We start from the raw sequence: 26,618 nt of genomic DNA, 5'->3' as shown, positions 1-26,618 counted from the left end.
TTGAGAGCTCAGCCCTTCATCAGATTGACGTCCTCAACCGCGATCGAGCCGCGGTTGCGGAAATAGACCACCAGGATGGCAAGACCGATCGCGGCTTCGGCGGCTGCGACGGTCAGGACCAGCAGTGCGAAGACCTGACCGACGATGTCGCCGAGGAAGGTCGAGAATGCCACCAGGTTGATGTTGACCGAGAGCAGGATCAGCTCGATCGACATCAGGATGACGATGATGTTCTTGCGGTTCAGGAAGATGCCGAGGATGCCGAGCGTGAACAGGATCGCGCCGACCGCCAGGTAGTGTCCGAGCCCGATCGTCATTTCACCCACTCCGCCGCGTCAGCGTCCTGGAGTCCCTGCCCCGGCGCCACCTTGCGCATCGCCATCGCCATCTCGGGCGTGCGTGCGTTCTGAACGTTGATGTCCTGCCGCTTCACGCTCGCCTTGTGGCGCAGCGTCAGCACGATCGCGCCGATCATGGCGACCAGCAGCACCATGCCCGAGAGCTGGAAATAGTGGACGTACTTCGTATAGAGCACGAGGCCCAGCGCCTCGGTGTTCGACACGTTGGCGGGGATCGGCGCCGTGATGGTCTTGCTGAGGCCGGGGTTGATGACCCAGGCGCCGACGGTCAGGAGCAGCTCGAACAGGAAGATGCCGCCGATCACGACGCCCACCGGCAGGTACTGGATGAAGCCTTCGCGCAGCTCGAGGAAGTCGACATCGAGCATCATGATCACGAACAGGAACAGCACCGCGACCGCGCCGACATAGACGACGATCAGCATCATGCCGAGGAACTCGGCGCCCATCAGCACGAACAGGCCGGAGGCGTTGACGAAGGCCAGGATCAGGTACAGCACGGAGTGCACGGGATTGCGCGAGACAATCACCATCACGGCCGAGGCGACGCAGACGCCGGCGAAGAGATAAAAGAACAGCGCGGGAAGGATCATGCCCTCACCTCACCGGTACGGCGCGTCGAGCTCGATCGCTTTCGCGATCTCGCGTTCCCAGCGATCGCCGTTGGCGAGCAGCTTGGCCTTGTCATAGAACAGTTCCTCGCGGGTCTCGGTCGCGAACTCGAAGTTCGGACCTTCGACGATGGCGTCGACCGGACAGGCCTCCTGGCAGAGGCCGCAATAGATGCACTTCACCATGTCGATGTCGTAGCGCACGGTGCGGCGGGTGCCGTCGTTGCGGCGCGGGCCGGCTTCGATGGTGATGGCCTGCGCCGGGCAGACCGCCTCGCACAGCTTGCAGGCGATACAGCGCTCTTCGCCGTTCGGATAGCGGCGCAGCGCATGCTCGCCGCGGAAACGCGGCGAGATCGGCCCCTTCTCGAACGGATAGTTCAGCGTCGGCTTCGGCTGGAAGAAATAGCGCATGGCGAGGAAGAACGCCGAGACGAATTCCGACAGCAGAAGCGAGCGTGCAGTGGCGTTGACGTTGATACCCATGACGGCCCTCACTTCGGCGCGATGCCGGCGAATTGCAGCACGCCGGCCACCACGATCACCATCGCCAGCGACAGCGGCAGGAACACCTTCCAGCCGAGACGCATCAGTTGGTCGTAGCGGTAGCGCGGCACGATCGCCTTTGCCATCGCGAACAGGAAGAACATGAAGAACAGCTTCAGCGCGAACCAGATGATCCCCGGCACCCAGTTGAAGGGCGGCAGGTCCACCGGCGGCAGCCAGCCTCCGAGGAACAGGATCGTGGCCATCGCGCACATCGTGACGATCGCGACGTATTCGCCGAGCATGAACAGCAAATACGGCGTCGAGCCGTATTCGACCATGAAGCCGGCGACCAGCTCGGACTCCGCTTCGACCAGGTCGAAGGGCGGACGGTTGGTTTCCGCCAGCGCCGAGACGTAGAACACCACGAACATCGGGAATAGCGGCCAGACGTACCAGTTCAGGATGGTGAGCTGCGGCAGCCCGATCAGGCTGGCAAGGCCGCGGGCATGCTGGGCCTCCACCACCGCCGACAGGTTCAACGTGCCGGCGCAGAGCAGCACGGTGATGATGACGAAGCCGATCGAGACCTCGTACGACACCATCTGCGCCGCCGAGCGGAGCGCGGCCAGGAACGGATATTTAGAGTTCGACGACCAGCCGGCCATGATGATGCCGTAGATCGACAGCGACGAGATCGCGAAGATGAAGAGGATGCCGACATTGATGTCGGAGATCACCCAGCCGAGATTGGTCGGGATCACCGCCCAGGCAGCGAGCGCGAGCACGCAGGACACCAAAGGCGCCAGCAGGAACACGCCCTTGTTGGCGCCGGCCGGAATGATCGGCTCCTTCAGCACGAACTTGAGCAGGTCGGCGAAGGACTGGAACAGGCCCCAGGGACCGACCACGTTCGGACCGCGGCGGATCTGCACCGCCGCCCAGATCTTGCGGTCGGCGAGCAGGATGTAGGCGATCGCCACCAGGAGGACGACGAGCACCAGCACGCTCTCCGCGATCATGATGATCAGCGGCCAGAGGAAACCGGTCCAGAATGCGCTTTCGAAGAATTCCATTCTGCTCACTCCGCTGCGGTCAGCATCTGCCCGGAGGCAAGCCGCGAGCATTCCGCCATCACGGCGGACGCACGCGCGATCGGGTTGGTCAAATAGAAGTCCTCGACCAGAGGCTTGAACGGTGCCTTCTCGGGCGAACCGCCCTTCCCGGCCAGCTTCTTGATCTGGTCGGCGGAGCCGGCCTCGATCTGGTCGAGACGGATCAGGTGCGGCACGGCCTTGAAGATCACCTGGCGCAGGGCGGCAAGCGAGTCATAGCCGAGCTTCTTGCCGAGCGCTTCCGACAATGCGCGGATGATCGCCCAGTCCTCGCGGGCCTCGCCCGGCGGGAACGCGGCACGGCCGGTCATCTGCACGCGGCCTTCGGTGTTGACGTAGATCGCTGATTTCTCGGTGTAGGCCGCCGCCGGCAGGATGACGTCGGCGCGATGCGCGCCACGGTCGCCATGGGTGCCGATATAGACGACGAAGGTGCCGTCAGGCGCCTTGATCTCGTCCGCCCCGAGCAGGAACAGCAAGTCCAGCGTGCCGAAGGTCGTCATCTGCGCAGCGTTCAGCCCGGCCTGTCCGGCCACGAAGCCGATGTCGAGCGCGCCGACGCGCGAAGCGGTCTCGTGCAGCACGCCAAAGCCGTTCCAGCCGTCCTTGAGCGCGCCGACGTCGAGCGCGAGCTTGGCGGCGCTTGCGAGAATGGCGGCGCCGTCGTGACGCGAGGTTGCGCCCGCGCCGACCAGGATGACAGGGTTCTTGGCGTTCTTCAGCACGTCCATGAAGGAGTGCTTGCCGGCAGCGAGCTCGCCGAGCGTCTCGGTGCCGGCACCGAGGTGGTCGTAATCATAAGTCAGATCGGCCTTGGCGCCGATCACGCCGACCTTGAAGCCGCCGGCGCGCCAGCGCTTGCGGATGCGGGCGTTGAACACCGCCGCCTCTTTCCGCGGATTGGCGCCGATGATGAGCAGCGCATCGGCCTGCTCGACGCCCGCCAGCGTCGGATTGAAGATGTAGGAGCCGCGGCCGAGCGCGGGATCGAAGGCGTCGCCGCCCTGCACCGCCAGATTGCCGGAACCGTATTTGGACAAGAGGTCCTTCAGCGCGAACATCTCCTCGACACCGGCGAGGTCGCCGGCGATCGCGCCGATGCGCTTGCCGTCGGTGCGGGCCGCCTTGGCCGCGATCGCGGCGAAGGCCTCGGGCCAGGTCGCAGCGCGCAGCTTGCCGGCCTCGCGGATGTACGGACGATCCAGGCGTTGGGTGCGCAGGCCATCGACGATGTGGCGGGTCTTGTCCGAGATCCACTCCTCGTTGACCGCCTCGTTGATACGCGGCAGCACGCGCATCACCTCACGACCCCGCGTGTCGACGCGGATCGCAGATCCCACGCCATCCATGACGTCGATCGACTGGGTCTTGCCGAGCTCCCACGGACGCGCCGCGAACGCATAAGGCTTCGAGGTCAGGGCGCCGACCGGGCAGATGTCGACGAGATTGCCCTGCAGCTCCGAGGTCAGCGCGTGCTGGAGATAGGTCGTGATCTCCATGTCCTCGCCGCGCCCGGTCGCGCCCATCTCCGGTGCGCCGGCGACTTCCGCCGAGAAGCGGACGCAGCGCGTGCACTGGATGCAGCGGTTCATCGAGGTCTTGACCAGCGCGCCGAGATATTTGTCCTCGACCGCGCGCTTGTTCTCGGCAAAGCGGCTGGTGTCGACACCATAGCCCATCGCCTGATCCTGCAGATCGCACTCGCCGCCCTGGTCGCAGATCGGGCAGTCCAGCGGATGGTTGATCAGGAGGAATTCCATCACGCCTTCGCGGGCCTTCTTCACCATCGGCGAACGCGTCGAGATTTCCGGCGGCTCGCCCTTGGGGCCCGGACGGCAGTCGCGCACGCCCCAGGCACAGGACGCGACCGGCTTCGGGCCGCCCTTCACCTCGACGAGGCACATCCGGCAATTGCCGGCGATCGACAGCCGCTCGTGGTAGCAGAAGCGCGGAATCTCGGCGCCGGCCGCCTCGCACGCCTGCAGCAGCGTGTAGTCGGCGGGAACATCGATCTCTTTGCCGTCGATGATGAGCTTGGTCATGTCTCTTACTCCGCCGCGACCATGTTCACGGGATCGCGGACACCGATGTCGTCGACATCGGCCTTGTGCGAATACTGGTCGATGCGCGCTTCGATCTCGTGACGGAAATGCGTGATCAGGCCCTGGATCGGCCAGGCGGCCGCATCGCCGAGCGCGCAGATGGTGTGGCCCTCGATCTGCTTGGTGACTTCCAGCAGCATGTCGATTTCGCGCTTGTGGGCGCGGCCCTCGGCCATGCGGGAGAGCACGCGCCACATCCACCCCGTGCCCTCGCGGCACGGCGTGCACTGGCCGCAGCTCTCGTGCTTGTAGAAATAGGAGATGCGGGCGATGGCGCGGATCAAATCGGTCGACTTGTCCATCACGATCACGGCCGCGGTGCCGAGGCCCGAGCGCAGCTTGCTCAAACTGTCGAAATCCATCGGCGTGTCGATGATCTGCTCGGCCGGCACCATGCGCACCGACGAGCCGCCGGGGATCACGGCCTTGAGATTGTCCCAGCCGCCGCGGATGCCGCCGCAATGCTTCTCGATCAGCTCACGGAACGGAATGCCCATGGCCTCTTCGACGTTGCACGGCCGCTCGACATGGCCGGAGATGCAGAAGAGCTTGGTGCCGACATTGTTCGGACGGCCGATGCCGGCGAACCAGGCGGCACCGCGGCGCAGGATGTCGGGCGCCACCGCGATGGACTCGACGTTATTGACGGTGGTCGGGCAGCCGAACAGGCCGACATTGGCCGGGAACGGCGGCTTCAGGCGCGGCTGGCCCTTCTTGCCTTCGAGGCTCTCGAGCAGCGCGGTCTCTTCGCCGCAGATATAGGCGCCGGCGCCATGCGCGACGTAGATGTCGAACGGCCAGCCGTTGACGTTGTCCTTGCCGACCAGCTTGGCGTCATAGGCCTGGTCGATCGCGGCCTGCAGGTGCTCGCGCTCCCGGATGAACTCGCCGCGGACATAGATATAGCAGGTGTGCGCCCCCATCGCGCAGCTGGCGATCAGGCAGCCCTCGATGAGCAGATGCGGATCATGCCGCATGATCTCGCGGTCCTTGCAGGTGCCGGGCTCGGATTCGTCGGCATTGACGACGAGATAGCTGGGACGGCCGTCGGTGGATTCCTTCGGCATGAAGGACCACTTCAACCCGGTCGGGAAGCCGGCGCCGCCGCGGCCGCGCAGCCCTGAGGCCTTCATCTCGTTGATGATCCAGTCGCGGCCCTTGTCGATGATGGCCTTGGTGCCATCCCAGGCGCCACGGCGCCGCGCGCCCTCGAGCCCCCAATCCTGGAGGCCGTAGAGGTTCTTGAAGATGCGGTCCTTGTCCTCGAGCATATCAGTGCTTTCCGATCAACGGTTGGCCTGCTTGTAGGCAAGCCCGGCGGCGCAGACGGCGAAGGTCAGCGCCCAGAGCAGACTGGATTCCTGCGTCGCGTTCATCACGAAGCGCTGCAGCAGGAACATGAAGGCGGCCGCAAGCGCGGCGTGCATGGCGACGAAGCCCCATTTGTTCACGGCTCCGCTCCCCTCGTTCGCCTTGGACGGAAGACCCATCAGGAGGTCTCCTTCAGCGTGGTCGGGCCGCCCATCGGTGCGGAGAATTGGCGGCCGTTCTGCGGACCGGGCTTCGGCGGATTGCCGGATGCATAACCGTCGAGCACCTTGCCGAAGCTCTCCGTGGTCAGGTCCTCATAGGTGTCCTTGCCGATCAGCACCATCGGCGCATTCACGCAGGCGCCCAGGCACTCCACCTCTTCCCAGCTGAAATTGCCGTCCTTGGAGAGGTGAAAGGGCTCGTGATGGATCCGGCTCTCGCAGACATGGATGAGGTCTTCGGCGCCGCGCAGGCGGCACGGCGTGGTGCCGCAGACCTGGACGTGGGCCTTCTTGCCGACGGGGGCGAGCTGGAACATCGTGTAGAAGGTCGCGACCTCGAGCACGCGGATATAGGGCATGTCGAGCATGTCGGCGATGACGCGGATCGCGGCTTCCGACACCCAGCCGTCGTGCTGCTCCTGCGCGCGCCAGAGGATGGCGATGACGGCCGAAGCCTGGCGTCCGGCCGGATATTTCGCGATCTGCTGCTTGGCGAACGCGAGGTTTTCCTCCGTGAACGCAAAGCTCGCGGGCTGGACTTCCTTCGGTGCTAATCGGCGGACGGACATGTCTTCAATCTCTCACTGCATGCGGCGCGCGGTTTTCGCATTCAGGGCATCGATCCTGTCCTGCCAGAATGCGCTTGCGGTGCCGAAAACATTGTAGCCGACGTGGGTCGAGACCTTGATGCGATCGAGGATCGACAGCTCGGTCACGGTCTCCAGGCGATTGGTGCGCGGATCGAGCACGATCAGCCTCAAGGGGGTCTGTTCGAGGATGAAGCGCGACACCGCATGCGAGCGGTCGCTGCCGTGCTCCTCGCACAGGATGACGCTGTCGGTCTGAAGCAGCCGGGCGCCGCCCTTGATCGCCTCGATCTCGACGCCCTCGACGTCGAGCTTGATCAGGTATTTGCCGGTGCTGGCGACCTTGCCGTCATCGATCAGATTGTCGAGCGCAAGAACGGGCACTTCTTCACCGCCCGCCGATGCGTCGCCGGCAATGCTGAAGGCCTCGTGCTTGGTGCCCGACAGACGCGCGGTGCCGCGGGCCGCGCCGATGGCGCATTTCATGGTCTCGAAACGGCCACCGTTGATGCGCGCATTGTTGGCCAGCTTCGGATAGTTCTGGCCCGACGGCTCGATCGCGATCGCCTTGTGCGAACCGAACGGCTTGCTCGAGACCAGCACCGACCAGTAGCCGTAATTGGCGCCGCAATCGATCAGCGTGTAATCGACGTCGATGGAGTCCGCGAACAGCAGCTCCAGCTCGTCCTCGTAGCAATAGGAACGGTTGAGCAGCTTGCTCCAATAGCCGTCGCCGTAAGGGAATTCGAACACGGCGTCCGGGTTGAGCTTGATCGCGATGTTGCGCTCGGGGAGCGTCTTGCGCAGCAGATTGGCGCAGGCGATGTAGCCCATATGCGAGAAGTGCGAGGAGATCTTCGATCCCGTTACCAGCGCCAAGGCAGCCGTCCGCTCCCACAGGTTGGCCCCTTCAAGGGCCCCCGAGGCACGGTCAAACTGGATTGGCGCCTGCGCCATCACCGATCGACCTCTCCGAACACGATGTCGAGCGAGCCGAGAATGGCCGAGACGTCGGCGAGCAGATGGCCGCGGCAGATGTGGTCCATCGCCTGCAGATGGGCAAAGCCCGGCGCGCGGATCTTGCACTTGTAGGGCTTGTTGGTGCCGTCGGAGATCAGATAGACGCCGAACTCGCCCTTGGGCGCTTCGACCGCGGCGTAGACTTCGCCTTCCGGCACGTGCACGCCTTCAGTGTAGAGCTTGAAGTGGTGGATCAGCGCTTCCATCGAACGCTTCATCTCGCCACGACGGGGCGGTGCGACCTTGTTGTCCTCGACGACGACGGGTCCCTTTCCGTCGGGCGCATTCAGCTTCTGGATGCACTGCTTCATGATGCGCACGGACTGGCGCATCTCTTCCATGCGGATCAAATAGCGGTCGTAGCAGTCGCCGTTCTTGCCGATCGGAATGTCGAAATCCATCTCGGCGTAGCACTCGTAGGGCTGCGACTTGCGCAGGTCCCAGGCCGCGCCCGAGCCGCGCACCATCACGCCCGAAAAGCCCCACTCCCAGGCTTCCTTCAGCGGCACGACGCCGATGTCGACGTTGCGCTGCTTGAAGATGCGGTTCGCCGTGAGCAGGCGGTCGAGGTCGTCGACGACCTTCAGGAACGGATCGCACCAGGCCTCGATATCGTCGATCAGCTTCTGCGGCAGGTCCTGATGCACGCCGCCGACGCGGAAAAACGCAGCGTGCATACGGCTGCCCGAGGCGCGCTCGTAGAACACCATCAGCTTCTCGCGCTCTTCGAAGCCCCACAGCGGCGGGGTCAGCGCGCCGACGTCCATCGCCTGCGTCGTGACGTTGAGCAGATGCGACAGGATGCGGCCGATCTCGCAATAGAGCACGCGGATCAGCTGGCCGCGGCGCGGCACCTCGATGCCGAGCAGCTTCTCGGCGGCGAGGCAGAAGGCGTGCTCCTGGTTCATCGGCGCGACATAGTCGAGCCGATCGAAATACGGGATCGCCTGCAAGTACGTCTTCTGCTCGATCAGCTTCTCGGTGCCGCGGTGAAGCAGGCCGATATGGGGATCGACGCGGGCGACGACTTCGCCGTCAAGTTCCAGCACGAGACGCAGCACGCCGTGCGCGGCCGGATGCTGCGGCCCGAAGTTGATGGTGAAATTGCGAAGGTTTTCAGGTTGCTCGTTCATGATCAGACCTTCGGCCCCGCCTTTTCATCACCGGGAAGCGGATAGTCCGCCCCTTCCCATGGCGAGAGGAAATCGAACTTGCGGAATTCCTGGTTGAGCCGGACGGGCTCGTACACCACCCGCTTCTCCTGGTCGTCGTAGCGAACCTCGAGGAAGCCGGTCAGCGGGAAATCCTTGCGCAGCGGATGCCCCTCGAAACCGTAATCGGTGAGGATGCGGCGCATGTCGGGATGACCGACGAAGAACACGCCATAGAGGTCGTACGCCTCGCGCTCGAACCAGTCGGCGCCCGGGAACACCTCGATCAGCGACGGCACCTGCGTGGTCTCGTCGGCCTGGGCCTTGAGGCGGATGCGGGTGTTCAGGGTCGGTGACAGGAAGTGATAGATCACGTCGAAGCGCTTTTCGCGCGACGGATAGTCGGCCGCCGTGATGTCGGTGAAGTTGACGAAACGGCAGTTCGGATCGTCGCGGAGGTACTTGACCACCTCGACGATCTTGCTGGCCTCGACATCAACCGTGAGCTGGTTGAAGGCCACCCGATAACCTGTCGCCGCGCCCGGAAGCGCGCTCACGATCGTCTGCCCCAGGGCGTCGAGCTTGGCGTCGTCCATGACGTAAAACCTTAGCGTTCGATGGTGCCGGTGCGGCGGATCTTCTTCTGCAGCAGCAGCACGCCGTACAGCAGCGCTTCCGCCGTGGGCGGACAGCCCGGCACGTAGATGTCGATCGGCACGATGCGGTCGCAGCCGCGCACGACCGAGTAGGAATAGTGATAGTAGCCGCCACCATTGGCGCAGGAGCCCATCGAGATGACGTAGCGCGGCTCCGGCATCTGGTCGTAGACCTTGCGCAGCGCCGGCGCCATCTTGTTGGTCAGCGTGCCGGCGACGATCATCACGTCGGACTGGCGCGGCGAGGCACGCGGCGCGAAGCCGAAGCGCTCGACGTCGTAGCGCGGCATCGACACCTGCATCATCTCGACCGCGCAGCAGGCGAGACCGAAGGTCATCCACATCAAGGAGCCGGTGCGGGCCCAGGTGATGAGGTCGTCGGTCGCGGCGACGAAGAAGCCCTTGTCGGACAGCTCGTGATTGACCTCGAGGAAGAACGGATCATTGGCCCCGACCGGCTTGCCAGTCGAGGGATCCAGGATGCCCTTGGGGGCCGGCGCGATGGCCGGGCCGGAGGACGTTGCAGGGTTCAATCCCATTCGAGTGCGCCTTTCTTCCATTCATAGGCGAAGCCCACCGTCAGCACGGCGAGGAACACCAGCATGGACCAGAAGCCCGTCGCGCCAAGCTTGCCGAATGCCACCGCCCAGGGGAACAGGAACGCCACCTCGAGGTCGAAGATGATGAAGAGGATGGCGACCAGATAGAAGCGGACATCGAACTTCATGCGGGCGTCGTCGAAGGCGTTGAAACCGCACTCATACGCCGACAGCTTCTCCGGGTCCGGCTGCTGGAACGCCACAATGAAGGGCGCGATCAGCAGCACCAGGCCGATGATGGCAGCTACCCCTATGAATACGACGAGTGGAAGATAGTTCTGTAGAATGCCGCTCATTGACGAGCCCTTTTTCCCGCAGCCTCGGGACAGCCACGGATTCGTCCGATTTGGAATTATTCTGAGCCTTAGCGCAGTGCACCAATGGGCGCAAGACACGCTCTTTTCAGGCCCTTTGCTGCTCCCAGACCGATGGAAATCCCGGAATCACCCCGCGGCTGGTATGAAGCAGATCGCCTGACCCGACAAGGGCGGCCATGGTTTTGCAGGGCAGCAGTTCTGAGATCGCAGCCAAGCTGCTACGGGCGCTTTTTGCCGCCGATCGGCGGCAAAAATGGCCCGGTTTTTCCGGTGCGGCGACGCACCCAAACCCAGGCAACGACCGCGACCGGGGCCCCCACTGTCACCCAGGCGACATGCTGGCCCACATTTCCCCAAAGCAGCGCAGCCAATAGGCCGGTGATGGTCGCGGCCGCGAGCAGGCCAGGTGCCGCAAAGACACGGATCCACAGATACGCACGGTCAGAGGAGCCATGCATCACGACGGGACCCGGGCCCGTCCGGCGAATGGGCCGCCGCGGAGAGGTGCCCGTTTCCGCCGCCGTGCCCACCAGAGATAGAGCCCGCTGCCGATCACGACGATGGTGAGCCCGTCAAGCGCCGCCCAGATCACTTTGAGCGGCATCCCGCCATAATCGCCGAAATGCAGCGGCTGCGAGATCAGCAGCGCCTGGAGATAGAGCGGCAGCGCGCGGGCGTCGGTCACCTCCCCGGTTTCGCCGTCGAGCAGGACCGGCTTCAGCAGCCGCGCGGTCAAAGCCGTGTCGCCGCGCATGAAGGCGGCAAAATGGTGCGAGGACGTGAACGGCGTCCCCGGAAAGGCGACGAAGGCAACCTCCATGCCGGGCGCGGCCCGCTTCGCGCGCGCGACGACATCGTCGAGCGAGGCAAGATGGGCCGGCGGCGGCTTGCTGGCATAGGGCGCAACCATGCTGGCGAGTTCGGTCGCCTTCCACTGGCTCAGCATCAGCTCGGCCCAGGTATTGACGACGCCGGTCAAGCCCACCACCAGCGCCCAGGCCACCGTCACCACACCGACCAGATTGTGCCAGTCGAGCCAGCGGACGCGGCGCGAGGCGCCGTCGCGGATGGTGGCAAAGCGCAGGCGGCGGGTGAACGGCCAGTACAGCACCACGCCGGAGACGATCGCGACGGCAAACAACAACCCCATCGCGCCGAGAAACAGCTTTCCGGCCTGGCCGGCGAACATGTCCGTGTGCAGCTTGAGCACGATCAGCATCGGCCCGACGCCAACCGGCCCGAGCAGTTTTGCCGAGAGCGCATCGAAGGCACGCACGGTCGCATTGTCGGGCGCACCATCAGGGGCGCTGTTGGTGAAGGCCATCACGATACCGGGCTCGTCCTTGTCCCAGGAAACATATTGCAGAACCCTGCCGGGATCGGCGGCGAGCGCGGCGTCTGCGACGACTTGGGGCGTCGCGCGCGCCGCGCTCGGATGAGCTTCGGGCTGGGGGGCGTAGCCCAGGAGCTCATCGATCTCGTGATGAAAGATCAGCGGCAGGCCGGTCAGGCAGAGCAAGAGCAGAAACAGGGTCGAGACCAGACTGGTCCAGGTGTGGACCACCGACCAGAGCCTGACCGTGCGCGCCTTCACAAACCCCTCCCCCCGCCGCGCCTTTTCACTTGCCTCACCATTTGTACGAGACACTGGCGGTGACGCGGCGGCGATCGCCGTAGAAGCAGGACGAGGCCGAGGCGCAGCTCGCGACGTAGATCTTGTCGGTCAGGTTGATCACGTTGATGGCGGTGCGCCAGTTCTGCCGTTCGTAGTGAACCGCGAGGTCGCCGAGCACGACGGCGGGAACCTCCAGCGTGTTGGCAGTGTCGGCCCAGGATGAGCCGACATAACGTACGCCGCCCCCGAAACCTAAACCCTCCAGCGGTCCGTCCTTGAACGTGTAGTCCGCCCAGCCCGAGACCAGCAGCTCCGGCGTGTTGGTCGGTGTCTTGCCGATCAGCGTCGGATCGAGATCCTTGCTGGTGAACAGATGATACGCGGTGAAGGCGCCGATCAGCTTCAGTTCCTTGGTGGCATTGGCCACAGCTTCGAGCTCGATGCCGCGCGAGGTCACCTCGCCGGTCTGGTTCTGCAGCAGGACATTGGTAGGATCGGTCGTCGCCACATTCTGTCGCTTCAGGTCGAACAGCGAAGCGGTGAAATAGCCGTCAAATCCCTGGGGCGCGACTTTCACGCCGATTTCGGCCTGCCGGCCTGTCTCCGGCAGGAACAGCTGGTTCGACGCATTGAGGCCGATGATCGGATTGTAACTCGTCGCATAGGAGACATAGGGCGCAATGCCGTTGTCGAGATTATAGATCAGCCCGGCGCGCCCGCTGAACCTGCTGTCGTCACGGCTGGCGACATTTGCGCCGGTGTCGCGCGCGGCCTGCGTCGTCTCGACCCAGTCATTGCGGCCGCTCAGCACCAGCGTGAAATTGCCGAGCTTCATCTGGTCCTGGAGATAGGTACCGGCCTGTTTCTGCGTGATCAGGAAGTTGCGGAACGGCGCGCCGGTGAGCGGGATGTCGAGGCCATAGGCGGGGTTGAAGACGTTGATGGACGGCACGGTGCCGAAGTTGAACGCCTGATAGTCGTCGATCTGATAACCCTTCAGATCAACCCCGAACAGCATGGTGTGGCGCACCGGACCGGTGCCGAAGCGGTACTCCAACTGGTTGTCGAGATTGGCCTGGTTGGCAGTGTTCTTCGCATACCAATTGTAGCGGCCCATCATGGCCGTGTTGATGTTGTCCCATCCATTGCCGACGAAGCCGCGATAGGTCAGGTCGATATGCGCGAAGCGCGCATTCTGCCGGAACGTCAGCTCGTCGGTGAGATTGCGCTCGAACTGGTAGCCGAGCATCTCCTGCTCGCGCGTGAACTTGTCGACGCTGGGATCGCCGGCGAAGAAGCTGGTCGGAATTTTGCCGAACGGTGCGTTGGTCACCGTGCCCTGATAAGGCAGGAAGTTGATGCCGCGCGTGTCCTGCTTCGAGGCCGAGGCCAGCACCGTGAGGGTCGTGTCGGCATCCGGCTTCCAGGTGACGGACGGTGCGATGAAGTAATTGTTGTCGGGCGTGAAGTTGACCTGCGTGCCGCCATTCTGGACCTGGCCGACCACGCGGTAGAACAGCTCGCCGTCCTGTTTGCCATCCTTCTTGCCGTCCTGGGGCTGCATGGCGACGGGACCGCCGACATCGAAGCCGACATAGGCGTTGCCGAAATTGTTGATTCCGGTCTCAATATAGCGCACCGGCTCGGCCGGCGGCGTCTTGCTGATGGCGTTGACGATGCCGCTCGGGCTCGATCCGCCATAGAGCACGGCCGACGGGCCGCGCAGCACCTCGACCCGCTCCATGTTGGAGGGCTGCAGCTTCCAGCTCGCATAGGACGTGTAGAATAGCTGCATGCCGTCCAGGAACAGCCCGACATCGTCGGACTTGAAGCCGCGGATCAGCCACCAGTCGTTACGGGTATCGGCGCCGAAGGTGCCGGCACGCACACCGGCGGTGTAGCGCAGCACTTCGTCGAGTTTGTTCGGCTTCTGGTCGCGGATCTGATCCGCACCGATCACCGACACCGCCTGCGGCGTCTCCATGATCGGCGTGTTGGTCTTGGTGCCGGACGAGCTGCGCCTGGCGACATAGCCCTGCACCGGGCCGCGCGGGCTCTCGACGACACCGACATTGCGCTGCGGCTGCGGCGTCCGGCTGTTGGCGGTCTGAGCCTCGCGCTGCGCCCGGCGCGGTGCAGGTGCTGCTGCGCGGCGGCGTTGTTCCGGCGCGGCAACCGTCACCGGCGGCAGGCTCTGCGCGCCCCCTTGTGCCGAGGATTGTGCAAGCGATGCCTGCGGCATCAAAACCCAAGCGGACGCGGTCGCCAACACGGCCGACCGCAGCATTCCAAGACTGTTCAACGCGCCACCCCGATGTGCATCTGCTTCGTCATGCCGCTGGTCCCTGCACGGCATGCGATGGGGCGACGCTTAGGGGAGCGCGCGCGATATCCCTAATTGAAAGGCTCTTAGAAGGACTCTTAGAGCAGCTCTTAGAAGCGCTCCAATGCACCTGGAGATATCCAGGTTCATGGTGCCACCACTGCCAATCAAGCGGACTGCCAAATCCGCGGCAGGCCGGGTTTCCCAGCATCCGTGCCGGGACTCGTGGCGAAGCCAGCCAAACCGCCAGATGAAACCATTTTGCGGAACCGGCGAAACGATCCGGAAACAGATGTTCCTTAAGACATCAGCCTACAGACGGCGCCAAAGCCCGTCGGGAGGCTTCGATGAACCACTCAATTCACTCTGCTGATCGGGGGACCCACCTGAAGATCGTGGTGGTGGCGCTGGTGGCCGGCATCGCAGTCGCCGCCTTTGGGATCGCAGCCCGCACCAATGCCGATTACAGCCAGACCGCCCAATCGACCCATGTGATCAAGGCCGGCAAGCCGGTGGCGATCACAAGCTCGGGGGCCTCGGAGATCCGCTAAGCACGGGAAAAGGACCGGTTTGAGACGCAACGGCCGCCCTGGGGCGGCCTTTTGCTTTTGGCAGAGCTGAAAGACATCCAGCCAAGTCCTTTGAATCTAAGCTCTTAAGTCAGCGGGTTTGGGCTGCGCAGTACTCCCGCCAGAACCGGCGGTAGGCTGCTTCCACCTGGCGCGTATAGCTCGCGCCGTTCCCGGCCTCCGAAGCGGCGATCCTGTCCGGAAGCTCCCGGCGCAATGCGGCCAGCCCGGCCGGGTCCGCCACGAACCGCTTGGCGACCGCGATGTAGGCTTCATCGTCCTCCACCACCCAGTCGTCGAGCCCGATCGACTTCAGGATGCTGCCGGCAGCCCGCCCCGACGTCGTGAGGCCGAGCTTGGTCACCACCGGGACGCCCATGTGGAGGGATTCCCAGGTGCCGGCGCCGCCGTTCTGCGGGAACGGATCGAGCGAGATGTCGATGTTCGCGTACTCGGCGATATGTTGTTCGCGCACGCTCGGCCCCAGGCAAACCACGCTCTCCTGGGCGACGCCTCGCTCCACGAAACGGGCGACCAGGGCATCGCGCAATCCGGCATCCGCAAGCGCGGTGTGCTTGAGGACGATCTTCGATCCGGGCAAGGCCTGCAGCAGCCTCGACCACACCGCCAGCACGTCATCGGACATCTTGTCGATCCGGTTGAAGCTGCCGAAGGTGACATAGCCGTTGCGCAGCATCGGCAAGTCCGGCCGGTACAAGCCCGGCGCGGGTTCGGTCATGGTCAGCACGCAAGGCAGGTCGTGGATCTTTTCGGCGAAGACGTGCCGCACCGATTCCGGAATCGCGACCGGGTCGGCCAGGACGTAATCCATGGTCCTGAGACCCGTGCCGGTCGGCGCGCCCCAGGCCGACACCTGGATCGGGGCAGGCTTGCGTGCAAACACCCTGAGGCGATTGCCAGACGAATGGCCGGACAGGTCGACGAGGATGTCGACTTGGTCGGCCGCGATGCGATCCGCCAACTCCTCGTCGGTCAGCGCCACCACGTCGACCCAGCGATCCGCAAAGGTGCGAAGCTCGCCCGTGACCTCGTCCTGCAACGGCGAGTTGGAGTAGCAGACGATCTCGAAATCGGCGCGATTGCGATGGCGGAAGACGGGCATGAAGATGAAGGCGGCCGAATGCCGCCGGAAATCCGCGGAGACATAGCCGACCACCAGCCGCCGGTCCGGATCGAGTGACCGCGGCGCGAGGCTTTGCCGCGGCTGCACCGCTCCGATCGCATCCCACCAATCCTTGCGGGCCGCCTGCTGCATGGCGAAATCCGCGCCCGGCAGGAAGTCCAGCGCGAAGATCTTGTTGCCGATGGCGTCCTCGTAAGCCGGATAGATCTGCAGAGCCCGGTCATAGTATTCGATGGCGCTCGCAGCATCGCCATAGCTCGCAAAGCACACCCCGATCAGGTTGATGGCGATCATGGAGTTCGGATTTTGTTCGAGCAGCTTCTTGCTCGCCAACATCGCCTGCGTTGGGTTGTGCAGAAGAAGGCTGGTGGCCGCCTTGGTCCGCAATGCGAGGGCAAGCGTGGGGGTGACGGCCAGCGCGGCGTCGACGTCGGCGTTGGCCTGGTCGAGCCGCCGAAGCATCAGATTGAGCCGCCCGCGATGGGCCAGCACCCTCTCATTGCCCGGCCTGAGTGCGAGCGCCGTGTTCAAGGCTGTTTCGGCGGCCGGATAGTTTCGCAGTTCAACCCAGGCCATGCCGCGGCCAGCCATCGCCTCCTGATGCGTCGGCTGGAGCGACAGGGCCCGTTCGAAGCTCTGCAAGGCTTGCTCCGCCTGATCGAGCGCCAACTGCGCCATACCGCGATTGCAATAGGCGTCGGCATAGTCCGGCTTCAGCTTGATGGCCCGGTCGTGCAGCTCAATCGCCTCCTGGTGCCGCCCGAGATGCATCAGGGTGTTGCCGAGATTGGTGAGCGCCATCGGAAAATTCGGATTGAGCGCGACGGCCTTCTCCTGGATGGGACGCGCATCCTCGTAGCGCTTGAGCTCGAACAGCACGGTGCCGAGATCGCAATATGCGTTGGCCGAGCGCGGGCTGGCGGCCACCGCGGCGCGAAGCACCCGTTCGGCCTCTTCGGGTCGCTTGACGTCGCTGAGAAAGACCCCGAACAGATGCAGCGTATCGAAATGATCGGGAAGGACCTCGAGGATCCGCCGGCAAATCGCCTCGACCTCGGCATGCTGTCCCTTGCCATAGGCCTGGCAGGCCGCCGCCAGCAGGGCCTCCGCCTCCTTCTTGAATTTCTTTTGGAGTCTTTCCCTCTGGAAGGCGCGCGAGCCGACGGTCAAGCCAATTGTCCCCGGAAATTGCCTGTCGAGCTTGTAGCACCAATGCTTGATTCGGGGACGAAGCGGCAGCGTTTGGCTGCCGACGACACGCTCCACAGGCTCGCCCAGGCGTTTGCTTCCCGTGAACGCAACGTCCTTGACTTCACCATGTCCCCCCTTTAAGTCCCCCCTCGTTCCGCGCGGACATCAACGCGTCACGCGGGAGTAGCTCAGTTGGTTAGAGCGCCGGCCTGTCACGCCGGAGGTCGCGGGTTCGAGCCCCGTCTCTCGCGCCATTTTTGGCAATCCCTCCATAGCCTTAGCCCAGACTTCGATGCCTTTGACGCCGGCGTCCGGCGGGAACTCATGGCATAGTCAGCCTGCCCCCGAATCGTCTAGGTCTGCAGCGGCTTGGCGGGAACCCCATGCTTTTGCTTCGGTTTCCCCTGCATGAGGAGGCCAGACATGGCTAAGAAGGATTCGGCGAAAAAGACGGCTGCTCCAGCCACGATCACGCTCAAGCACCTCGCGGCCGACATCGCCGAAAGCCAGGATCTGTCGAAAAAGCGTGCCGAGGCGGTCCTCACCGACATGGTCGACCTGATCACCAAGCACCTCAAGAAAGGCGACCGCGTCCGCATCGTCGGGCTCGGCATCCTCCAGGTCCGCAAGCGCGCCGCCCGCACCGGCCGCAATCCCGCGACCGGCGAGGCCATCCACATCAAGGCCAGCAAGAAGGTCGCGTTCCGCCCGGTCAAGGAGCTGAAAGAGGCGATCTGAGCACTTACGCTTCGTTAAGCCTGATCCGCGCCGGCCCCGCCGCAACCCGGCCCGCTTTTCTGATATACTGACAGCCTCCCCCAAAGACCCGGCGGTTTGACCAGACATGTCCCTGACCTTCGCGCATACCGTGACCGAGCGCTTCCTGCGCTACGTCACCATCGACACCCAGTCCGATCCGAATTCGCCGGCCTCGCCGTCGACAGAAAAGCAGAAGGATCTCGGCCGCGTGCTCGTCACCGAGCTCAAGGCCATGGGCGTCGCGGACGCCCATCTCGACGATTTCGGCTATGTCTACGCAACGATCCCGGCCAACACCGACAAGAAGGTGCCGGTGATCTGCTTCTGCTCGCACATGGACACCTCGCCCGACGTCACCGGCAAGGACGTCAAGCCGCAGGTCGTGAAGAACTATCGCGGCAGCGACATCACGCTGCCGGGCGACACTAGCCAGGTGATCCGCTTCAACGAGCATCCCGCGCTGAAGAACCAGATCGGCAACGACATCATCACCACCGACGGCACCACGCTGCTGGGCGCCGACAACAAGGCCGGCGTCGCCGAGATCATGGATGCCGCGCATTTCTTCATCAACAACCCCGATGTGAAACACGGCACCATCAAGATCCTGTTCACGCCGGACGAAGAGATCGGCCGCGGCGTCGACAATGTCGACATCAAGAAGCTCGGCGCCGATTTCGGCTACACGATGGACGGCGAGAGCGCCGGCAGCGTCGAGGACGAGACCTTCTCGGCCGATGGCGCCACCATCACCATCACCGGCGTCAGCGCCCACCCCGGTTATGCCAAGGGCAAGATGGAGCACGCGATCAAGATCGCGGCCGCCATCGTCGAGCGCCTGCCCAAGGAAGGTTGCTCGCCGGAGACGACGTCGGGCAAGCAGGGTTTTCTGCATCCGGTCGGGATCGAAGGCGCGCTGGAGCAGGCGACGCTCTCCTTCATCGTGCGCGATTTCACCGAGGAAGGGCTGAAGGAGAAGGAGGTCCTGCTCGAGGACATCGTCAAGGACGTGATGAAGCAATACCCGCGCTCGACCTACAAATTCGAGGTGCGGGAGCAATATCGCAACATGAAGCAGGTGATCGACCGCCACCCGCACATTCTCGAATACGCCATCGAGGCGATCCGCCGTGCCGGCCTGCGGCCGATGCGCACCGCGATCCGCGGCGGCACCGACGGTTCGCGCCTCTCTTTCATGGGCCTGCCCTGCCCCAACATCTTCGCCGGCGAGCACGCCTTCCATTCGCGGCTGGAATGGGTGAGCCGGCAGGACATGGAAAAGGCGGTGCAGACCATCGTGCATCTCGCGATGATCTGGGAGGAGAAGGCTTAAAGCCTTCTCCCTTTACGGCACCGGCATCGCGCGCCGGCTCCGATGGAATCGGTTGGAGCTCGCCATCCAGTTCGGCAGCGGCTCGCCATCGCGATGACGTCCGCCGGCGACAGCCGCAGCCCAAGCCACGGCGGCGCCGATCAAGGCCGCTGCTGCCACCGAGAAGGCGACGATCACCGAATTGCGCCTGGCGCGATTGATCGCGGCATGGGCGTCGACGATCGATGCGTCGACACGCTTCTCGGCGTCGGGCGCGCCCAATCCCGTCAGCGCAGCGACCTGCTGCACGAGATAGTTGCGATCGTCGACACTGATGCCGCTGTGGCTCGATGTCGTCATCAGGATGCGGCCCGCTTCTGCACGGGCTTCCCGCATATCGGTGTTAACAGGCCGCCGCGGTGCGCGGAACAGCTTGTCCAGCTCATAGCTGAGCAGCGGCTCGGCCGAGGTCGCATTGCCGCTCGAGCTTCGCATCGGCGAGCGTTCGATCGCCGATGCACCGATGATCGCCAGCAGCGCAGCACCGATCAGCACGGCGAGTGCCCAGGACGTCAGCCCATGTAGCCCGTCGCGCCGTTCGTCGTCATCCTCCACCGTCGTCAGGGCGGGCGCCGGCTGCGCGGTCCGGCCGGCAATGTAGCCGCCGAAGCCGAAGCTGACGATCGCCTGGATGATCAGATACAGCCCCGACAACAGCGCCAGCGCCGAGGAGGCATCGCGCCAGGTCGGCGAGGCCGAGCTGACGCCAAGGCCGATCGCGACGCCAAAGCTGACCAGGATGAATGACATCGCGCCGGCGGCGAAAGCACCGGCGATGACGGAGCTCCATTGGAGGATCCGGCGATCCTCCGCGGCCACGACGCCGCCCGCCATGACGTCCTCTTCCTGCACGAGAGTTTCGATGGTCATTGCGGCCTCGCTAGCGCAGGCCGAAAAACGACAAGATCGCCATGATCACGACGATCAGGCCGATCAGATAGATCAGTCCGTCCATAGTCCGTCCTCCTCAAATGCTCCGGGGCGGTAATGAGAAGGGCCGGCGAACGTTCCAAAATTCAGCGATGGGCGGGAACGAATCCGAGGGATGCGAATTGTCTGTTCGAGTCCCAAGGATAGAGATTGTGAGCACAAAGGCCTCAGCCGCCAGCCCGGCTGGGGCCTTTCCGTATCGACGGTGCGACATCGAGTTCCCCACACGTAACAATGTTGCGGGTCGACACTGTTCCGGCCGTCGTGCTACCGGGAGCGGATCAGGAACCGAGCCTCAACAGTGACCGCGATCCACCGCCCTTACAGCTTTCGCACGCTGCGCAACTGGCGCGGGCTCGTGGCTGTGCTGGTGGCAGCCATGTATCTGCTCTCGGGCATGCTGCATGGCGCGCACGACATCGATGTCACCAGCCCCACGGGCGGATCGGAGATCGCATCGGTGCTCGACCATGGTTTTGATGGCCACGGCGATCACAAGGCGCTGGGGGGCCATCATTGCCATGGCTGTTTCTCGGTCGCCGTCGCGCAACCGCTTCACTCCGAGGCCATCGCCGACATCGTTGCCGCGCCGGTCCGGCAGCGCGCGCCTGCGCTGATCGGAATTGCACCCGATACTGACTCCCCGCCGCCCAAACACCTGACCTGAACCGATCAGCCGGGCGCTGCCTTGCGCCTTCGACGCTATTGTTCACAGGTCACCCCCTATGCCTTTCAAATCGACTGCCGCGCGCTTTGCGTGCGCGATGGCTGTTATCGCCAGCCCCTGGCTGGCGCAGCACGCACACGCCCAGACCCTGACGATGCGCGCCGCGCTCTCGCGCGCGCTTGCCGCGAGCCCGCGCCTGACGGCGGCGGAACGCGATGTCGGCATCGCCACCGGCCAGCGCATCCAGGCCGGCGCCCTGCTCAATCCCGAACTGTCCTACGAGCAGGACAATTCGTTCGGGTCGGGCATCTATCGCGGCACCAGATCGGCCGAGACCACACTGCAAATCAGCCAGGCCTTCGAGCTATCAGGCAAGCGCGAGGCGCGGATCGCGGCTGGAGCGGCCGGCATCGAGGTTGCGGCGATCCAGCGCAAGGCGACTAGACTGGAAGTGCTGTCGGAGACCGCGATCGCCTTCCTCGGCGTGCTCGGCGCGCAGCGGCGCATCCAGATCCTCGACGAGCAGATCGCGGCCATCGACAGACTGACGCCGCTGCTGCGCCGCCGCGTCGAGGCCGGGGCTTCCTCGCCGGCCGAAACCGGCCGCGCCGAGGTCGCCTCCGCCCTGGTGAAGGCCGACCGAGAGCGTTTCAAGGCGACGCTGGCGAGCGCAAGGCGCGAGCTTGCGGTGCTGATGGGCGATGCCTCGGCGAAGTTCGGCGAGGTCTCCGGCCGGCTCGACACCACCGGACGACCGCCGACCTTCCAGTCGGTGGTCGCTGCGATCGATGCCAATCCCCAACTGGTGCGCTGGACCGCCGTGTACGCCCAGCGCAACGCCGAGCTGCTGATGGCGCGGCTCAAGCCTTATCCGGACGTGCGGATCGCCGCCGGCTGGCGTCATTTCAACGAGACCAATGACGATGCGGTACGTCTGTCGGTCTCAGTGCCGATCCCCGTGTTCGACCAGAACCAGGGCAACATCCTCTCGGCGCAAGAGAGCCTCGCCAAGACGACGGCCGAGCGCGAGGCCAATCGCAACACGCTGATCGTCGTCGCCGGCCGCGCTTACGACTCCCTCCAGGGCTCGCTGCGCGAGCTGGCCGTGCTGCGCGAAACCGCGATCCCGAAGGCCACCGAAGCTTCCGAGGCGATCGCGCAAGGCTACGGCCAGGGACGCTTCACCCTGCTCGAAGTGCTCGACGCCCAGGCCAGCGTGACGCAAGCGCGGCTGCGCGAGCAGGAGGCGCTGCAGAACTTCCATGCCGGCGTTGCCACCATCGAAGGCCTCGTCGGCAATCCCTTTGCGCTGGCCCGGGAGAGCGCGCGATGAAGACATCGTCGACCCTTATCATTGCCGTCATTGCTGCCGCGCTCGGCGCCTACGGCTATTCCATGCTCGCGCCGGTCAAGGTCGCGTCAACCGAGCAGGCCGCGGACAAGAAGCCGGAAAAGCCGAACGACCACGTCGAGCAGGACGAGCACGGCGCCGACCGCATCCGCATCTCCGACGTCAAGCTGGCCGCTGCCGGCGTGACGCTGGCGGAAGCTGCGAGCGCCACGCTGACCGATACGCTGTCCTTCAACGGCATCTTGCGCGCCAACCAGGAAACCGTGGTGCAGGTCACACCGCGCTTTCCGGGGGTGGCAAAATCGATCCAGAAGCGGATCGGCGACAAGGTCGGCAAGGACGATCTGCTCGCCGCCATCGAGAGCAACCAGAGCCTGACCGTCTATGAGCTGAAGGCGCCGATCGCGGGCACCATCATCGAGCGGCAGATCTCGCTTGGCGAATATGCCTCCGAGCAGAAGCCGGCCTTCGTCGTCGCCGACCTCTCCACCATCTGGGTCGACCTCTCGATCTACCGACAGGACCTCAAACGCGTCCGCCTCGACGACGCCGTGCTGATCGATCCCGATGATGGCCGCGGCGAGATCAAGGGCAAAATCTCCTACATCGCGCCGATCGGCTCGAGCGAGACCCAGACCGCGCTCGCGCGCGTGGTGCTGCCAAACTCCGAGGGGCGCTTGCGACCCGGCCTGTTCGTCACCGCGCGGCTCATTCTTGCCGCTCGCAATGTCGCAGTCGCCGTACGCAGAAGTGCGATCCAGACGCTGGAGAACAAGACCATCGTGTTCGTCCGCGAGGACAACGACAAGATCGAGGCGCGCCCGGTCGAGCTTGGCGACTCCGATCCCGGCTTCGTCGAGATCCGCGCCGGCCTCTCCGCCGGCGAGCGCTATGTCGCCGAAAACAGTTTTGTGGTGAAGGCGGAGATGGGCAAGGGGGATGCCGATCATGATTGACGCGCTGCTCGCCTTCTCGGTCCGCCAGCGCTGGTTGGTGGTGCTGCTCGCGCTTGCGGCCAGCGCCCTCGGCGCCTGGAATTTCACCCGCCTTCCAATCGACGCCGTGCCTGACGTCACCAATGTTCAGGTCCAGATCAACACGCGCGCACCGGGCCTGTCGCCGCTCGAGGCCGAGCAGCGCATCACCTTCCCGATCGAGACCGCGATGAGCGGCCTGCCCAGGCTCGATTACACCCGCTCGATCTCGCGCTACGGCCTGAGCCAGGTCACCGTCGTGTTCCAGGACGGCACCGACATCTATTTCGCGCGGCAGCTCGTGAGCGAGCGTATCCAGCAGGCGAAGGATCAGTTGCCGGCCGGTACCGAGGTGACGATGGGACCGATCTCGACCGGGCTCGGCGAGATCTATGTCTATTCGGTCGAAGCCAGGGCCGGCGCAAAATCCCCTGATGGCGCTGATTTCACGTCGACGGAACTCCGCACGATCCAGGACTGGATCATCAAGCCGCAGCTGCGCACCATTCCCGGCGTGATCGAGATCAATTCGATCGGCGGCTATGAGCGACAATTCCACGTGCTGCCGATCCCCGGCCGGCTGATGGCCTACAAGCTCGGCTTCCGCGACATCATGACCGCGCTTGCCGCCAACAATGCCAATGTCGGCGCCGGCTATATCGAGCGCAATGGCGAGCAATATCTGGTACGGGCGCCGGGCCAGGTCGCTGACATCGCCGATATCAAGGACATCGTGATCGGTTCACGCGGCGGCGTGCCGGTTCGCATTCGCGATGTCGCCGACGTCAGCGAAGGCCAGGACCTCCGCACCGGTGCGGCAACGGCGAACGGCAGCGAGACGGTGCTCGGCACGGCCATGCTGCTGATCGGCGAGAACAGCCGCACGGTGGCCCAGCGCGTCGCAACAAAGCTCAATGACATCGCGAAATCGCTGCCCGACGGCGTGATCGCGCGCGTGGTCTACGACCGCACCCATCTGGTGGAAGCCACCATCCAGACCGTCGAGAAAAACCTCGTCGAGGGTGCGGCCCTGGTGATCGCGGTGCTGTTCCTGATCCTCGGCAACATCCGCGCCGCGCTGATCACGGCCTGCGTCATCCCCCTCTCGATGCTGTTCACGATCACGGGCATGGTGGAGAGCAAGGTCAGCGCCAATCTGATGAGTCTCGGCGCCATCGATTTCGGCATCGTCGTCGACGGTGCCGTCATCATCGTCGAAAACTGCCTGCGGTTGCTGGCGGCCGAGCAGCATCGCCGTGGCCGCCTGCTGACGCTGGACGAACGCCTCCAGACCATCCGCGACGGCAGCAGCGAGGTGATCAAGCCGAGCCTGTTCGGCACGCTGATCATCGCCGTCGTCTATCTCCCGGTCCTGACCCTGACGGGGACCGAGGGCAAGATGTTCACGCCGATGGCGCTGACCGTGCTGATGGCGCTCGCCGGCGCCGCGCTGCTGTCGGTGACCTTCGTTCCGGCCGCGGTGGCGATCTTCGTCACCGGCAAGGTCTCTGAAACCGAAAACATCTTCATGCGCGCGGCCAAGCGGGTGTATGTGCCGCTGCTGGACCGCGCCATCCGCTATCGCCGCACCGTTGCATTGGGGGCCGTCCTGATCGTCGCCGGCAGCCTGTTTGCCGCAACGCGCATGGGCGGCGAATTCATCCCGAGCCTCGATGAGGGCGACATCACCATCGAAGCCATCCGGATTCCCGGCACCAGCCTGACCCAGAGCGTCGACATGCAGCTTCGCCTGGAGAAGGCGGTCAAGCAAGTCCCGGAGGTCGCGACCATCTTCTCCAAGATCGGCACCGCCGAGATCGCCAACGACCCGATGCCGCCGAATGCGGCCGACACTTATGTCACGCTGAAGCCGCGCGCGGAATGGCCCGATCCGGCCAAGCCGAAGAACGAGGTGATCGAGACGATCGAACGCGCCGCCAACACCCTGCCCGGCACCGCCTACGGCATGACCCAGCCGATCCAGATGCGCTTCAACGAGCTCATCGCCGGCATCCGCAGCGACGTCGGCGTCAAGATTTTCGGCGACGACCTCGACGTGCTCGCGGGCGTTGCCCAACAGGTCAACGGCGTCATTCGCGGCATCGGGGGCGCTGCCGACGTCAAGACCGAGCAGGTCGCCGGCCTGCCGATCCTCACCGTCAAGCTCGACCGCCAGGCGCTGTCGCGTTACGGCCTCAGCCTCAGCGAGGTGCAAAACCTCGTCGAGATCGCGATCGGCGGCAAGCCGGCCGGAAAGCTGTTCGAGGGCGACCGCCGCTTCGACATCGTGGTCCGCCTGCCGGAGGGCCTGCGCGCCGACCCTGACGCGATCAAATCGCTGCCGATCCCCTTGCCGCCGGCCGAGGATGCAACGACGCCCACCAGGACCGCCTGGTCCGGCCCATCGGGTGCGGCGCTCCGCTACGTTCCGCTGTCGTCGGTCGCCGCGATCGAGATCGCGCCGGGCCCCAACCAGATCAGTCGCGAGAACGGCAAGCGTCGCGTGGTCGTCATGGCCAACGTTCGCGGGCGCGATTTGCGTTCCTTCGTCACGGAGGCGCAAGCCGCCATCGCCGAGAAAGTGAAACTGCCGCCGGGCTACTGGATCGGCTGGGGCGGCCAGTTCGAGCAGCTGGTCTCCGCCAGCAAGCGGCTGACCGTCGTCGTGCCGGTCGCGCTCGCGCTGGTATTCCTGCTGCTGTTCATGAGCATGGGGTCGGCCGCGGACGCCGCGCTGGTGTTCTCCGGCGTGCCGCTGGCGCTCACCGGCGGCGTCGCGGCGCTCTTGCTGCGGGGCATTCCGCTGTCGATCAGCGCCGGCGTCGGCTTCATTGCGCTGTCGGGGGTGGCCGTGCTCAACGGGCTCGTCATCATCGCCTTCATCGAGCGTCTGCGACGCGAGGGACGCCCCATCGCGGAGGCCGTGCGCGAGGGCGCGCTGACGCGGCTGCGCCCGGTGCTGATGACGGCCCTGGTCGCTTCCCTCGGCTTCGTGCCGATGGCTCTGGCGACTGGCGCCGGTGCCGAGGTGCAGCGGCCGCTCGCGACCGTCGTGATCGGCGGCATCATCTCTTCGACCGTGCTGACATTGCTGGTGCTGCCGGCGCTCTACGTGCTGTTCCGGCGTGACGGCGCGGACGGAACGCCTACAATGTCGCCTGATTTGGCTGAAGCCGGGGAGCGCTAGG

Annotated in this window: 24 protein-coding genes and 1 tRNA gene; 8 read left to right on the top strand and 17 right to left on the bottom strand. The window is 64.7% G+C overall.

Annotated elements, in window-relative coordinates; genetic code table 11:
* Window positions 1–8 precede the first annotated feature (8 nt).
* From nuoK to G8O24_RS13100, 15 genes are all read right to left on the bottom strand, one after another.
* On the bottom strand, window positions 9–317 hold the full coding sequence (gene nuoK / locus G8O24_RS13170; RefSeq protein WP_008547737.1) for an NADH-quinone oxidoreductase subunit NuoK: 309 nt from the start codon (window positions 315–317) through the stop codon (window positions 9–11).
* The gene (locus G8O24_RS13165; RefSeq protein ID WP_188099824.1) at window positions 314–952 is read right to left on the bottom strand and encodes an NADH-quinone oxidoreductase subunit J; all 639 of its coding nucleotides are present in this window, start codon (window positions 950–952) and stop codon (window positions 314–316) included. Before G8O24_RS13165 ends, nuoK begins: the two co-directional genes overlap by 4 nt.
* Window positions 953–961: 9 nt before the next feature.
* Window positions 962–1,456: an NADH-quinone oxidoreductase subunit NuoI gene (nuoI, locus tag G8O24_RS13160; RefSeq protein WP_191093171.1), complete on the bottom strand. Its 495-nt coding sequence runs from the start codon at window positions 1,454–1,456 to the stop codon at window positions 962–964.
* An 8-nt stretch (window positions 1,457–1,464) separates the two neighbouring features.
* Complete coding sequence (gene nuoH / locus G8O24_RS13155) at window positions 1,465–2,532, bottom strand: NADH-quinone oxidoreductase subunit NuoH (RefSeq protein ID WP_188099822.1); 1,068 nt, start codon at window positions 2,530–2,532, stop codon at window positions 1,465–1,467.
* Window positions 2,533–2,537: 5 nt separating this feature from the next.
* A complete protein-coding gene (nuoG, locus tag G8O24_RS13150) occupies window positions 2,538–4,613 on the bottom strand; it encodes an NADH-quinone oxidoreductase subunit NuoG (protein ID WP_188099820.1) in 2,076 nt (691 codons plus the stop codon).
* A gap of 5 nt (window positions 4,614–4,618) precedes the next feature.
* Window positions 4,619–5,944, bottom strand: a complete 1,326-nt coding sequence (nuoF, locus tag G8O24_RS13145; protein WP_188099818.1) for an NADH-quinone oxidoreductase subunit NuoF — start codon at window positions 5,942–5,944, stop codon at window positions 4,619–4,621.
* Window positions 5,945–5,959: 15 nt separating this feature from the next.
* A complete protein-coding gene (locus tag G8O24_RS13140; protein WP_188099816.1) occupies window positions 5,960–6,163 on the bottom strand; it encodes a hypothetical protein in 204 nt (67 codons plus the stop codon).
* The gene (gene nuoE / locus G8O24_RS13135) at window positions 6,163–6,774 is read right to left on the bottom strand and encodes an NADH-quinone oxidoreductase subunit NuoE (RefSeq protein ID WP_188099814.1); all 612 of its coding nucleotides are present in this window, start codon (window positions 6,772–6,774) and stop codon (window positions 6,163–6,165) included. The genes G8O24_RS13140 and nuoE overlap by 1 nt, the downstream gene beginning before the upstream one ends.
* A 12-nt stretch (window positions 6,775–6,786) precedes the next feature.
* Complete coding sequence (locus tag G8O24_RS13130; RefSeq protein WP_188099812.1) at window positions 6,787–7,749, bottom strand: FkbM family methyltransferase; 963 nt, start codon at window positions 7,747–7,749, stop codon at window positions 6,787–6,789.
* Entirely contained in the window at window positions 7,749–8,945 is a 1,197-nt protein-coding gene (locus G8O24_RS13125) for an NADH-quinone oxidoreductase subunit D (protein WP_188099810.1), read from the bottom strand. Before G8O24_RS13125 ends, G8O24_RS13130 begins: the two co-directional genes overlap by 1 nt.
* Before the next feature lie 2 nt (window positions 8,946–8,947).
* Window positions 8,948–9,559: an NADH-quinone oxidoreductase subunit C gene (locus G8O24_RS13120; RefSeq protein WP_188099808.1), complete on the bottom strand. Its 612-nt coding sequence runs from the start codon at window positions 9,557–9,559 to the stop codon at window positions 8,948–8,950.
* Window positions 9,560–9,570: 11 nt separating this feature from the next.
* Window positions 9,571–10,158, bottom strand: a complete 588-nt coding sequence (locus G8O24_RS13115) for a NuoB/complex I 20 kDa subunit family protein (protein ID WP_188099806.1) — start codon at window positions 10,156–10,158, stop codon at window positions 9,571–9,573.
* On the bottom strand, window positions 10,149–10,514 hold the full coding sequence (locus G8O24_RS13110) for an NADH-quinone oxidoreductase subunit A (protein ID WP_092290902.1): 366 nt from the start codon (window positions 10,512–10,514) through the stop codon (window positions 10,149–10,151). Before G8O24_RS13110 ends, G8O24_RS13115 begins: the two co-directional genes overlap by 10 nt.
* A 478-nt stretch (window positions 10,515–10,992) precedes the next feature.
* On the bottom strand, window positions 10,993–12,129 hold the full coding sequence (locus G8O24_RS13105) for a PepSY-associated TM helix domain-containing protein (RefSeq protein ID WP_188099804.1): 1,137 nt from the start codon (window positions 12,127–12,129) through the stop codon (window positions 10,993–10,995).
* 34 nt (window positions 12,130–12,163) lie between these two features.
* Window positions 12,164–14,437 (bottom strand): TonB-dependent siderophore receptor, encoded by a 2,274-nt coding sequence (locus G8O24_RS13100; RefSeq protein WP_188099802.1) that lies wholly within the window; start codon window positions 14,435–14,437, stop codon window positions 12,164–12,166.
* Between the two features lie 383 nt (window positions 14,438–14,820).
* Between G8O24_RS13100 and G8O24_RS13095 the strand changes: the two genes are divergently transcribed.
* Entirely contained in the window at window positions 14,821–15,024 is a 204-nt protein-coding gene (locus tag G8O24_RS13095) for a hypothetical protein (RefSeq protein ID WP_188099800.1), read from the top strand.
* A 109-nt stretch (window positions 15,025–15,133) separates the two neighbouring features.
* Here G8O24_RS13095 and G8O24_RS13090 read toward each other — a convergent pair whose 3' ends face one another.
* The gene (locus tag G8O24_RS13090; RefSeq protein WP_191093170.1) at window positions 15,134–17,356 is read right to left on the bottom strand and encodes an O-linked N-acetylglucosamine transferase family protein; all 2,223 of its coding nucleotides are present in this window, start codon (window positions 17,354–17,356) and stop codon (window positions 15,134–15,136) included.
* A gap of 198 nt (window positions 17,357–17,554) precedes the next feature.
* Between G8O24_RS13090 and G8O24_RS13085 the strand changes: the two genes are divergently transcribed.
* The 3 genes from G8O24_RS13085 (at window position 17,555) to pepT (ending at window position 19,469) form a co-directional block, all read left to right on the top strand.
* Window positions 17,555–17,631, top strand: a tRNA-Asp gene (locus tag G8O24_RS13085).
* A gap of 169 nt (window positions 17,632–17,800) precedes the next feature.
* A complete protein-coding gene (locus G8O24_RS13080) occupies window positions 17,801–18,115 on the top strand; it encodes an HU family DNA-binding protein (protein ID WP_188099798.1) in 315 nt (104 codons plus the stop codon).
* Between the two features lie 106 nt (window positions 18,116–18,221).
* Window positions 18,222–19,469, top strand: a complete 1,248-nt coding sequence (pepT, locus tag G8O24_RS13075) for a peptidase T (protein ID WP_188099796.1) — start codon at window positions 18,222–18,224, stop codon at window positions 19,467–19,469.
* Window positions 19,470–19,481: 12 nt separating this feature from the next.
* Here pepT and G8O24_RS13070 read toward each other — a convergent pair whose 3' ends face one another.
* Window positions 19,482–20,378: a hypothetical protein gene (locus G8O24_RS13070; protein ID WP_188099795.1), complete on the bottom strand. Its 897-nt coding sequence runs from the start codon at window positions 20,376–20,378 to the stop codon at window positions 19,482–19,484.
* Window positions 20,379–20,817: 439 nt separating this feature from the next.
* Between G8O24_RS13070 and G8O24_RS13065 the strand changes: the two genes are divergently transcribed.
* The 4 genes from G8O24_RS13065 to G8O24_RS13050 are packed head-to-tail and all read left to right on the top strand — an operon-like array spanning window position 20,818 to window position 26,617.
* Entirely contained in the window at window positions 20,818–21,105 is a 288-nt protein-coding gene (locus G8O24_RS13065; RefSeq protein WP_244645839.1) for a hypothetical protein, read from the top strand.
* A gap of 58 nt (window positions 21,106–21,163) precedes the next feature.
* Window positions 21,164–22,438, top strand: coding sequence for a divalent metal ion exporter subunit IhpA (gene ihpA, locus G8O24_RS13060; RefSeq protein WP_188099794.1), 1,275 nt, complete (start codon window positions 21,164–21,166; stop codon window positions 22,436–22,438).
* Complete coding sequence (gene ihpB, locus G8O24_RS13055) at window positions 22,435–23,412, top strand: divalent metal ion exporter adaptor subunit IhpB (protein WP_188099793.1); 978 nt, start codon at window positions 22,435–22,437, stop codon at window positions 23,410–23,412. Before ihpA ends, ihpB begins: the two co-directional genes overlap by 4 nt.
* On the top strand, window positions 23,405–26,617 hold the full coding sequence (locus G8O24_RS13050) for an efflux RND transporter permease subunit (protein ID WP_188099792.1): 3,213 nt from the start codon (window positions 23,405–23,407) through the stop codon (window positions 26,615–26,617). The genes ihpB and G8O24_RS13050 overlap by 8 nt, the downstream gene beginning before the upstream one ends.
* Window position 26,618 lies beyond the last annotated feature (1 nt).

Origin of the sequence: Bradyrhizobium campsiandrae, from assembly GCF_014529705.1 — a bacterium.
GTDB lineage: Bacteria > Pseudomonadota > Alphaproteobacteria > Rhizobiales > Xanthobacteraceae > Bradyrhizobium > Bradyrhizobium campsiandrae.
This window is presented reverse-complemented; position numbering and strand designations above follow the sequence as displayed.